The 11,840-nt window shown below is 49.6% G+C and carries 10 protein-coding genes and 1 pseudogene; all 11 read right to left on the bottom strand.

What is annotated here, in order from left to right:
- Positions 1–35: 35 nt before the first annotated feature.
- On the bottom strand, positions 36–740 hold the full coding sequence (locus tag B157_RS0121955) for a DNA alkylation repair protein (protein WP_020605464.1): 705 nt from the start codon (positions 738–740) through the stop codon (positions 36–38).
- Between the two features lie 62 nt (positions 741–802).
- Complete coding sequence (gene ftsZ / locus B157_RS0121950) at positions 803–2,269, bottom strand: cell division protein FtsZ (protein ID WP_020605463.1); 1,467 nt, start codon at positions 2,267–2,269, stop codon at positions 803–805.
- Between the two features lie 70 nt (positions 2,270–2,339).
- Positions 2,340–3,731, bottom strand: a complete 1,392-nt coding sequence (gene ftsA, locus B157_RS0121945) for a cell division protein FtsA (RefSeq protein ID WP_020605462.1) — start codon at positions 3,729–3,731, stop codon at positions 2,340–2,342.
- 8 nt (positions 3,732–3,739) lie between these two features.
- Complete coding sequence (locus B157_RS0121940) at positions 3,740–4,513, bottom strand: cell division protein FtsQ/DivIB (protein WP_020605461.1); 774 nt, start codon at positions 4,511–4,513, stop codon at positions 3,740–3,742.
- Between the two features lie 36 nt (positions 4,514–4,549).
- The gene (gene murC, locus B157_RS0121935; RefSeq protein WP_020605460.1) at positions 4,550–5,935 is read right to left on the bottom strand and encodes a UDP-N-acetylmuramate--L-alanine ligase; all 1,386 of its coding nucleotides are present in this window, start codon (positions 5,933–5,935) and stop codon (positions 4,550–4,552) included.
- Positions 5,936–6,013: 78 nt separating this feature from the next.
- The gene (gene murG / locus B157_RS0121930; RefSeq protein ID WP_020605459.1) at positions 6,014–7,111 is read right to left on the bottom strand and encodes an undecaprenyldiphospho-muramoylpentapeptide beta-N-acetylglucosaminyltransferase; all 1,098 of its coding nucleotides are present in this window, start codon (positions 7,109–7,111) and stop codon (positions 6,014–6,016) included.
- A gap of 5 nt (positions 7,112–7,116) precedes the next feature.
- Complete coding sequence (locus tag B157_RS0121925) at positions 7,117–8,238, bottom strand: FtsW/RodA/SpoVE family cell cycle protein (protein WP_020605458.1); 1,122 nt, start codon at positions 8,236–8,238, stop codon at positions 7,117–7,119.
- Positions 8,239–8,285: 47 nt separating this feature from the next.
- A complete protein-coding gene (murD, locus tag B157_RS0121920) occupies positions 8,286–9,638 on the bottom strand; it encodes a UDP-N-acetylmuramoyl-L-alanine--D-glutamate ligase (RefSeq protein WP_020605457.1) in 1,353 nt (450 codons plus the stop codon).
- 92 nt (positions 9,639–9,730) lie between these two features.
- Positions 9,731–10,063 carry a large conductance mechanosensitive channel protein MscL gene (gene mscL / locus B157_RS0121915; RefSeq protein WP_020605456.1) on the bottom strand — a complete coding sequence of 111 codons (333 nt, stop codon included), beginning with the start codon at positions 10,061–10,063 and terminating at the stop codon, positions 9,731–9,733.
- Positions 10,064–10,136: 73 nt separating this feature from the next.
- Positions 10,137–11,135: a DUF3078 domain-containing protein gene (locus tag B157_RS0121910; RefSeq protein WP_026308883.1), complete on the bottom strand. Its 999-nt coding sequence runs from the start codon at positions 11,133–11,135 to the stop codon at positions 10,137–10,139.
- 429 nt (positions 11,136–11,564) lie between these two features.
- Positions 11,565–11,840 (bottom strand): annotated as a pseudogene (locus B157_RS39090) (hypothetical protein); the annotation flags it as partial.

Below are 11,840 nucleotides of genomic sequence, written 5' to 3'. Positions count from 1 at the left end.
TCACTGACCCGGCTCATTTTATTATCTACCCATCCTTACAAATCCAGATAATAACGTCTGCGGGCTGGCTCGAACCGTTCGATGGCATACCGAAGGGACGTTCGGGGCAGTTGACGGATGTGGTCGTGCAGAAATTCTTCCAGGGCATCGGCATTGCGCTTACCTACTTCGCGCAACATCCAGCCGATGGCCTTATGAATAAGGTCGTGCCTGTGGGGCAACAGTAATTCGGTAAGGGCAAAGGTATCACTAAATTGACCCAGCCGAATCAGGGCAATGGTCGACACGATGGCCATGCGCTGACTCCAAAGATGGTCTTCGCGGGCCAGATCATACAAAACAGACCGGTTACTCTGAATGACATGCCGACCCAGTATATGCGGACACGTAACGTCGACCAAATCCCAATTGTTGATGTACTGTCGATTGGCCAGATAGCGTTCCAGGATTTCGGCTCGTTGAAGTGAGTTACCTTCACGGGTCTGCGTAACCCATATAAGTAATCCTACCATTCGGCATTCGTGATACTCGTCACGCACCAGGTATTCGGTTTCGCTGACAGGTAGTTGGCGGTATTGCTTAACGATAGCGTGCTGTTGCGGCATTGACAGGCCCAGAAACCGGTCCCCTTCCCCATATTGACCTGGTGCTGTTTTAAAAAAGTGCAGCAGTGCAGCAGCTCTTTCAGGTTGGGCTAGCGCCAGAATGGTCTCTTTAACGGTGGTGGAAGTTGGTTGCATCGGTCATAAAAAAAGCAGAGACGATTTGCGCGTCTCTGCCATAAATGAAGGGTACTGATACGCTAATCATTCAGCTTGGAGCGGACAAAGTCCTGCTCGGCCAGCATTGGGATTGAATACAACACGGTCTTGTTACGCTCGAAAGCAGGCTTATCGAGGTCGGCGGCTAAGTACTGGTTTTTCACGAAGGCATCTACTATCTGCTGAATCAGCCGTTCATCGCTGGGACGTTCCTCATTATCTAACTCCAGTACGTCGGTATCGTGGGTATCGCTCTTATAGGGATTTCGGTCAACAATAGGTGGTTCGGAGGCAACGATAATTTTTCCTCCGTTGTGTCCATTGGTGGGCGTTTGCTTGTCAACGGGCATCCTGGTCTCAGGCTCTTCTTCACCATCGGCATCAACCAGTACGAGTTCTTCCTTTCTCTCATTCTGGGGTACTTCATCCAGTGACACACCATCCTGGGGGGTATCGTCCTGCTCCGGTTGAGGTTCGGGCTCCTGGATAACCGTCTCAACAACCGGAGGCATAGTACCTTCCAGTCCATCGAGCGGTCCGCCATCGAAGCCAGCCGCAATAATGGTTACACGCAGGTTCTCACCCAGCTTATCATCGGTGATAGCCCCGAATTTGAACATCTTGGCTTCACTCTGAATTTTGTGGGAAACAAACTCAGAAATAGCCGTTTGCTCCTTCAGCTTCATGGCGTGCTTCTTACTGGACGAAATCGTGAGCAGAATCCGTTTCGCTCCCCGGATGTCATGGTCATTGAGCAAAGGAGAGTTCAGAGCGGCTTCGATAGCTCGCACAGCCCGATCTTCGCCCCCGCCAATTTCGGCCGAACCCATGACGGACTGACCGGCTTTTTCGAGCACTTTCTTCACGTCGGCAAAGTCCGCGTTGATATCACCCTGGGTAGTGATGATTTCGGCAATACTTTTCACAGCATTGGCCAGTACATCATCGGCATGGGCGTAGGCCTCTGTCCAAGTCAACTCGCTATACAGTTCAGCCAGTTTATCGTTCAGCACCACGAGTACGGTATCGCAGCTTACTTTGAGCTTTTCAATTCCTTCCCGGGCCTGATCTTTTTTATCGGTGCCTTCATACCAGTACGGGGCCGTTACGACGGCTACCGTAAGCAGGCCCATTTCCCGCGCCACTTCGGCCACTACGGGTGCCGCCCCTGTACCAGTCCCCCCTCCCATACCCGCCGTAATGAACACCATTTTTGTGGGAGGTGCCAGCAGGTTTCGTATCTCATCGATACTGGCACGCGCGGCTTCTTCGCCTGCTTTAGCTTCGGTACCGGCTCCCAATCCATCTCCCAGTTGTAGTTTCGTTTCGACGGGGTTACTCATGAGTGCCTGACGGTCTGTATTGCACACGGCAAAACTGACATCATGCATCTCCATTTTCCGCATGTGCTTTACAGCATTACCGCCCATGCCTCCGACCCCTACAACCTTAATGATGATAGGGTTATCGTTCGGAGTTATTTCAAATTTATAGCCCTGATTAGTCATCGTGTGGGTTTGTAATGTCTGTTAGTTTACGAATGAGAGATACCCGTATTATCGGTATACCGTCTAAAGACTAAGGATAATAGCCCGTTTCGTCGCCCTTTATCGGCTGGAATATTTCTTTCAGTTTGTCGTACCAGTTTTTCTTTGGCTCCTCAACCGGTGGTGCCGGCGCAGGTGTAGGTGCAGCGGGTCTGCTCTGTGGTACAGAACCAGACCGGACAACATTGGGCGAGGCAACCAGTTCTTCTTCTTTATTGGACCGGTTTGGATCACTGATAAACGAAATCCGGTTATCGATAGTCTTATAGCCAGCCCACACCAGGCCAACGGCCGTAGCATAGGTAGGATCGCCAACCAGGTCGGCGCGGCCATTAGGTTCGAGATTTTCAGGATACCCAACCCGTACCTCTTCAATGCCGGTTACGCGGGCAAAAATAGCCTCTACGCCCGGAATCAGCGCTGAGCCGCCCGTCAGTACAATGCCCCCCAGCAGTTTGCCTTCGTAACCCGACCGAATAATTTCAGCCTGTACCAGAGCCGCAATTTCGCGCAGCCGGTCTTCAATGATAACCGCTACGTTTTTCAGCAGCACATCTTTTGGTTTGCGATTAATCAGACCGGGTACGGCAACGACTTCGTTTAAATTGAACTCGTTCGGATTGGCGTTGCCAAATTTTTTCTTGAGTAACTCCGCCTGATTGGGCAGAATTTTACAACCTGCCTGAATGTCTGATGTCAGGCTATTGCCTGCCCAGGGCAAAACAGCAATGTGGCGTAACACGTTTCGGTAGTAAATCGCCATTTCGGTCGTACCACCGCCAATATCAACAATGGCTACACCGGCGTATTTCTCCTCTTCAGTTAGTACGGCCAGGCCGGAAGCCAAAGCAGACAGCATCATGGTATCCTGCAACAGGTTGTTGCGCGAAATACATTTCCGGGTATTCCGAACGGCGGTTGTCTGCGCCGTGATGAGTTGAAAATCTGCCCCGAGTTTCACGCCGTTTCGCCCAACGGGTTGCTGAATGTTGGTTTCTGTATCGACCACAAAATCCATGGGCAACACGTGGATGATCTCCTTATCGGCCGGAACCGAGGTACGGTACATATCGTTGAGCAGGTGATCGATGTCGTCCGTTTGCACCTCGTCGCCAAAGGAAGAGCGGGTGATACTCCCACTGGCCTTAACGGAAGTTACGTGCGAACCACTAAAACTCACATTTACTTCATAGATATCCAGATTCGACTGATTCGAGGCTTCAGTAACCGCCTTACGAATGGCGTTCACTGTATTGTTGACGTTTACGACCGACCCTTTGGCTACCCCATCGGTTAAGTTCGTTTCGCCCACACCCAGTACTTCGAGCGTTTCCTGCTCTTTGTTATTCCTGATCACACGCCCGGCCACCGCGCATATCTTTGTACTCCCGATATCCAGGCCTACTACAATCTTATCGTCCATGCCCGTTGTTATTCGCAAATTATTTGGTTCCGATACTGAACGTTTATCCGACTATAACGATCCCATGTTTTAGCGGGTAAAATGTCCGTATAGACTAATTTTAACTTTCTAAATTTCGCATCCAGTTCAGTAGGCAATCCAAACTCAATCTGATGATTACCCAGTTGAGGCTGCATCGTTACCATCCCTTCCTTATCCACAGACAATTCAGCGATTTGCGCCCGCCAGAACGGGTCATCGTGTATCCGTTTCAATAGTTCCAGCAAAGACTGATTCCGTTCACTCACCAACGACCGGTTCTGTTCAAAATAACCACCCGTCAGTATGGGTACACGTGCCGAGTAATTCATTGAGATTGGAAAAAATCGCCCATCCTCGCTTACATACTGACCCGACATCATCCGCACCCCATCTCCAGAAACCAGCAACCGGGCCAGTGGATGAGGTTGCTCGATAACGACGAGCAGATCTCCCGGCAGATCACGTGAAATCTGGCAATTCCGAATCAATCCGTGTTGTTTCAGCCTTTTCTCCAGCCGTTTCAGGTCGACACTGGCATAATCTTTGCCAACAAGCGGGTCTGCACCTTCGTTTGTCAGGTAACCCATTACATCGCGTCGGGTCAGAAAACGGTTTCCGTCCACCTGATCGATCTGTATGACTACCTTCCCAACGTGCTTCTGCCCATACCGTATTTCGGTAAAAGCAATAAGGCCGAACAGCCCCAAAAGCCCTCCGAGGGTGAACAACCACTTTTTGGATGATTTAAAGGTAGAAAACATCTGTAAATAAGATGGATTGTTTGTGAATTTTTTTATCTATTGGTCAGTTAATACCGATTTTAGTACAGGCACCATCTGGTCAATGTCTCCCGCACCAATGGTAACCAGCAGAGAAGGCTTCATTTCTCGCACAACGCCGGGTAACTCGTCTTTGGTGCATTTTCGTTTGCTTTTCGATTGTATGCCCCGAAAAATCAAGTCGGAGGTGACTCCTTCTATCGGTAATTCGCGGGCGGGATAAATATCCAGCAGGATAACCGAGTCGGCCAACGATAGACTTTCGGCAAAACCGTCGGCAAAATCGCGGGTGCGGCTAAACAAATGAGGCTGAAAAACCGCCGTCAACTCCCGATCAGGGTACAAGGCTTTCACCGATGACAGAAACGCCTGCACTTCGGCCGGATGGTGGGCATAATCGTCGATCAATACGGCTTCATCGGTTTTAAGAACATACTCAAACCGACGGCGTACGCCCCGGTAGGTGTTCAGTGCCGACCGGATTGCTTCGGGCGGAACGCCTACTTCCAACGCTACAGCCCCAGCCGCTACAGCATTCTCTACGTTATGAAAACCGGGAATCAGCATGGCGATGTCAGCGATTACGCCCTGCGGATGTACCAGGTCAAATACGAACGTCGCCTGTTCTATCCGAAGATTCTGGCTGTGATACTGCCCCGATTGGAGTGAATAGGGTCGCACCTGCGCGGCTGTTTTATCGGTTAGCGACAACCCTTCTTTCATAAATAGTACCCCGTCATCTTCAATCTGACTAACGAACTTTCCGAACGATTCCAGCACCGCATCATGTGCACCGTAGATATCCAGGTGATCGGCATCCGTTGAGGTGACGATGGCATATTTGGGAAACAGTGTCAGAAAAGAGCGATCAAACTCGTCCGCTTCCACCACGCAAACTACCGATTTCAGGTCATCGGCGGGTTGGTTGAGTAAAAAGTTAGTACCGTAGTTATTGGTAATGCCACCCAGAAAAGCCGCACAGTTCACCCCCGAATCGCGCAGAATATGCGCTACCATCGACGACGTTGTGGTTTTGCCATGCGTACCCGCCACGCCGATTGTTGTCATCTGCCCGGCCAGCAAACCCAGGACCTGCGAACGTTTCTGGAGCGTGAAGTCATTCTCCGTGAAATAAATGTACTCGGTATGGCTTTTCGGAACAGCGGGGGTGTAAATCACCAGGGTTTCAGCGGGGTTTTCCCGGAATGCGGCTGGTATCAATTCAACATCGTCCGCAAAATGAACGACCATACCTTCTGCCTGTAAGGCGTCCGTTAGTGCCGTTGGCGTCTTATCATACCCCGCCACGGTGTAGCCATTAACCCCAAACCAACGAGCCAGGGCACTCATGCCGATACCACCGATACCCAGGAAATAAATGTATTTGAACGTAGAGAGCGTCATTCTTTAGTTAATAGGTTGTCATTCTGTAATCAGTAGATTGTCATTCCGGGATGAGCGACGACCAATGTGAAACGACAATCAAGTGCGTTTGGTTAGTTTTATTATTTCTTCAGCAATGTCGCGGGCGGCATTGGGCTTGGCTAATGTTTTGATTCGGGTACTTAATTCCTGCCGTTGAGCCGGATTGTTGAGCAGAGTCAATGCGGTTGTAATAAGTTCGGCCCGCGCTTTCTGATCGCTAACGAGCAAAGCGGCTTTATTATCGACCAGGCTCATCGCATTTTTGGTCTGATGATCTTCGGACGCATTCGGGAAAGGCACCAGAATAGCCGCACGGCCTACCAGACACAGTTCGGACACCGACAGGGCACCCGCCCGCGACACGACAGCATCAGCAACGGCGTAGGCTTTGTCCATATCGTAAATAAAATCGTAAGGCTTAATCAGGGGCGAACCAAGCATTGCAACGGCTGCCCTCGCCCGCTCAATAAAAGCCGTACCTGTTTGCCAGATTACCTGAACGCCAGCATCAATAAAGCGGGACAGCCCAGCCTCAATGCTTTCATTAATAGTTCGTGCTCCCTGACTACCGCCAATAATTAAGAGCGTAGGACGATTAACCTCAAGGGCAAATAAGGCACGACCAGCCTCAACCTGCCCATCGGCAGACTGGATATCGCTTCGGACGGGGTTACCCGTTCGTTTTATTTTATCGGCGGGGAAGAAAGCTTCCATACCCGGATAGGCAACGCAGATACGTTTTGCCCAGCGGGCCAGCACTTTATTGGTCAGCCCAGCATAAGAATTCTGTTCCTGAATCAGCGTTGGGATTCCTTTCAGCGACGCAGCCAGCAGAACAGGACCGCTGGCGTATCCGCCAACACCTACGGCGGCATCGGGTTGAAAGTCGCGGACAATTTGCCGGGCACGCAGTAAACTCCGTCCTAACTTTATTGGAAAGCCAAGGTTATCCAGCGTCAGTTCGCGTTTTATGCCAACTACCGGCAAGCCCACAATAGCATAACCGGCACGGGGTACTTTTTCCATTTCCATTTTACCTTCGGCCCCAACGAACAGGATTTCGGTGGTTGGGTCAATGGTTTTCAGTTCATTGGCAATGGCAATAGCCGGATAGATATGGCCGCCGGTTCCGCCCCCGCTAATGATAACTTTCATATCGTTTATATTTTACTCTCGTCGGCTTCATCCCGGCTGACGCTCAGAATAATACCAACCGCCAGACCGGTGAATATAAGCGATGTGCCTCCCATACTCAGCAACGGCAAGGGCTGACCCGTTACGGGAGCCAGACCGACAGCTACGCAGATACTGGCAAATGCCTGAAAAACAATGCTGAACGTAAGCCCTGCCGATAATAATCCACCAAACGGTCGGGTTGCTTTTTGGAGTGTTTTTAACCCTCGCCACAAAAACCAGAGGTAAGCCAGTACCACGGGTATGCCGCCCAGTAACAGGCCATATTCCTCCACAATAATGGCATAGATGAAATCGGAAAATGGATTGGGCAGCGTATTGCGCTGGTGACTGTTGCCCGGACCTTGCCCGGTAATACCTCCGTTGGCCAGCGCAATGTATGACTGCTCGACCTGAAACGGAATCGTATCCGACCGGGTGAACATACTTACCCGGCTAACGGCCGTACCTAACCGCTGCCCATAGGCCAGAGCAATACCACCGAACAACAGGCAGGCAACAATCATGTAGCCCAGGTAGCGAACGGGTACCCGCCCAATGTACATCAGCAAAAAACACGTGGCCGCCAGCAGTAAAGCAGTCGACGTATTTGAGAGAATAATGAGTGAGCAAATAATGGCAATCCACAGAATAAGATTGAACAGCACCGCCGGATTGTCCATGAAACGCTGCCGCTTGGCCAGCATAGCGGCCAGATTGGAAATAAGGGCCAGCTTGGCCAGATCAGAAGGCTGAAACGTTTGATTGATAATGGGAATGGTCACCCAGCGGGATGCATCATTCAACGTTTCTCCCTTCCAATAAGCCCACAGCAACAGGGGAATAGACAGCCAAAGACCAAACTTCGACAGTTGAGCGTAGTGAACGTAATTGATTTTGTGGGCGAAATACGTACACGCAATACCAATCAACAGCAGTAGCCCGTGCTTGAGCAGGAAGGCTTCGGTGTTGCCATCCAGTTCTCTGAATGCTTTGGTACCCGTTGCGCTATACACAACCAGGATACTCATGATAGAAAGATAAAGAACAATCCACCAGATTTGGCGGTCACCTTTTAGGTGCGTACGAATCCATTCGCCTAGTGCCATATTTTTTGACCGGGTCGCCGGTGCGATTATAAATGATGAATGCGTTTTCAGGCATTCATTATTAAGTTTGTTACCGCAGTTTTAAACTGGTTACCCCGATCCTCGTAATTTCTGAACAAATCAAAACTGGCGCAGGCGGGCGACAGCAGGACCACATCACCCGGCTTTGCCCAGGCAAGCCCCTGAGCTACAGCATCCTCAATATACTGGGTTTCATGAATAGACGAAATCGTGTTACCAAAGTAATTTACTAATTTATGATTATCTGCGCCCAGACAAATGAGTGCTTTTACTTTTTGACCAACTAATTCATCGAGCTGGCTATAGTCGTTGCCTTTGTCTAAGCCACCGGCAATCCATATCACCGGTGCGTCCATACTCGACAGTGCGTAAAATACCGAGTCAACATTCGTTGCTTTCGAGTCATTGATGAATTGAATCCCGTTGATGGCTCCGGCTGGTTCGAGCCGGTGGGCCGCATTCTGAAACGTTTTCAGGCCAGTTTTAATAACCTCCTCCGATACACCAACAGACTGCGCGGCCAGTATGGCCGCCAGCATATTAATGGCGTTGTGCGGGCCACGAAGGGGTGTTTCAGCCTGTGCAAAGGCAAATGACTGCTCCCTGTTCGTTGCTATCAGTTGCCCATCCGTCAAATAACCACCGGGCGAAGCAATTGTTGTCAGCGAGATTGGCAGGGACTGAACAGAGGGCATACGCCGGGCCATTTCAGCCAGGATAGGCTGGCTTTCGGCGAAATAAATAAAATCGTCTTCGGGCAAAGCGTTCTGTAAAATCCTGAATTTAGACGCTACATACTGGTCAAAGTTGTAGTCGTACCGGTCCAGGTGGTCGGGGGTAATGTTGAGCAGCACCATCACGTCCAGATGCGTACGGTACATATCGTCCAATTGAAAACTACTCAGTTCCAGCACGAAATAATCGAACGTATCGGTTATCACCTGTTCGGCAAAACTATCCCCAATATTTCCCGCCAGCCCAACATTCAGCCCGGCCGTTTTCAGCAGGTGATAAATCAGCAGGGTTGTAGTGGTTTTTCCATTGCTGCCCGTAATGCCGATCAACCGGGCACGGGTATAACGGGCGGCAAACTCAATTTCAGAGATAACGGGGATTCCCTGCGCCCGGAGTTTTTGTACTAACGGCACTGTTGCCGGAATACCGGGGCTTTTTATTACTTCGCTGGCAGTCAAAATACGTTCCTCCGTATGTTGCCCTTCTTCGAATGAAATACCAGCGTCCTGTAGCGTTGAGCGGTAACTCTCTGCCAGTGAGCCTCTATCGGACAGGAAAATATCAAACCCTTTAGCCTGTGCCAGCAGAGCAGCACCGACACCACTTTCACCCCCTCCAAGAACAACTATCTTCCGCACTTCCATGGTAACTATATACTACCGGCAAAATAACGCATAAATAGAAAAGCCCCGGCTATCAATCGGGGCTTTTCCACCAAAAATTTATTTCGAATCAGTTATTCTTTCAAAGCCAGCGACCTGGATAACCGCATGTGGTTAGCCCCTTTTACAATCAGGAAAATAACCCAGGCAATGATTAAAAACTGGATGAGTGCATTCAGGAAATTACCATACCGGATAGCGACTTCGGGGACAGTCCCAATCGCTTCTTTCAGGACAATCTTCAACTGACTCAAATCAATACCACCCAGAGCTAACCCAATAATCGGGTTAAGAATATCCTCCACCAGTGAGGTAGTAATTTTGCCAAAGGCAACACCAATAATGACACCGACAGCCAGGTCGAGAACGTTACCCTGAGCAATGAATAGTTTGAATTCACTTAGCATAACTAATTGGTTTTTAGGTTAGCAATAAAACAAGCAACATATTCAGGCAAAGAATATACTATTCCGAATAAAATCAAAATCGGCCGGGCAAAGGAGCATCCGCTTTCTGGGCATCCCGCTTCTTTTTGAACGAACTCAAATTGTAAACCAGCCCGATAGCCAGCGTTTGCTGAATCTGGAGGTCGGGACTAAAGTCCTTATTGTACAGCAAAATCAGGCCGAGCGTTGTACTCAAATACCGACTTGCTTTTGCGGTCAGCAAAAAGTCGAGCCGATGATTGATATTGTCCAGATGCGTGTATTCCGAGAAGAGTTGATACCGGGCATTCAGCGATATATTATCGGTCAGGTTGCGGTTTAGGGCCGCCTGCAACTGAAAGGCCAGCCACTCGGTACGAACACTTTTTCCAGGTTCAACGCCATAGGCTTTTTGCGTAACGTCGGGAACATACGTGCCATTGGCCAACTGACGTACCCGTACGCTCTGGTCGGCCAAGAATGTAAAACGCGGAGCAATGGGACTCATTCGAAGGGAGAACCAGTCATTCGGCTTATAAGCAATACCCGTCGATAAGGTTAGCTGAGCCGGTGCAAAGAAATTGGATACCCGTAATCGGGTCTGGTCGGCGGGGAGTTTATCGTACCGATAGCCCGCAGCAAAGAACGTATTGAAGGTTCCGGATACGAACACATCCCACCTGGGTGCAATTTTGTGCCCCAGCACCGAGATAATGATAATCTGGTCGGCGGCTTTGCGCGTATTACCTAACTGGGTAACGTACCCCAGTTGCAGATCGGCGGTATTATCCCAGGACGTTTTTTCTTTTTCGTAGAGCGCGCGGGCCGATATAGCCCCCCCTATTGCCAGGGAATTTACGCCCCCACCCGACCAGTTACTGAATGATGCCTGATTGAAATTGACGCCCCCACTAAAAGACCGCTGCCAGTACGACGTATCGGGCTTTACAGCCACTGTATCTTTGAAGTTTGTGGTAATCCGGGTCGAATCCTGAGCCAGCACCTGATATAAGGAGCACAAGCTGCAAAAGACAAATAGTACACACTTAGTCATAATTCATTTACAGTAGGATGGGCAGGAAGTTTTTGGACGGTAGATAGGTTGATTGGTTTCTCAAATTCCTCCACTTTTTTCGTTCGCAGAGTTGCAGCGGGATAACCGTAGTAGTATCACCAGTACGTACATACAGCAGAACCAACGCTTCGTCCGAATGAGGCTCCATTTTGTATGGTGATGGGTTTTGGGTTTAAAAGTAACATCCCCTCTTAAATCTATCGTATCGAAAAGGCTTCTAAGCCCGCAATTCCCCTGAAAATCAGTATGCCGACCCAAACGTACCGGCGGGAAAGCGTTTGAATCGGCATATTGGTTCAACAATAAACTTAACTAATCGACACGAAGATTTATTCTCTTAACTCGCTCTATTATAGCGCCTTATTCGGAAAATCCTCAATATATCAGCAGTTTCTAATTTGGGTGTTTTCAAGTAATTTCGACTCCGTACAGGTAAGCAGTTTCTTGATATAGATGTCTAAAACTGGTTAAGGGTTTGACCATAAACAAGGCCCGGAAGGTAGCCCAAAGTTTGGCTTTTGTTTTGGCTTCTCGCCAGAGAACTTCAAACGGATGACTGCACCACTGAATGAGCTGATCGGTGGTAAAGGCCATCAGCATTAGATAAGCCAGCACCGTGGCCAGCGACTGCTGACCATGCCCATAATTATGGTCGAAGCCGTAGCCCTGATTTTTTAACGTGTT

The organism is Spirosoma spitsbergense DSM 19989 (assembly GCF_000374085.1).
Classification (GTDB): Bacteria; Bacteroidota; Bacteroidia; order Cytophagales; family Spirosomataceae; genus Spirosoma; species Spirosoma spitsbergense.
This window is presented reverse-complemented; position numbering and strand designations above follow the sequence as displayed.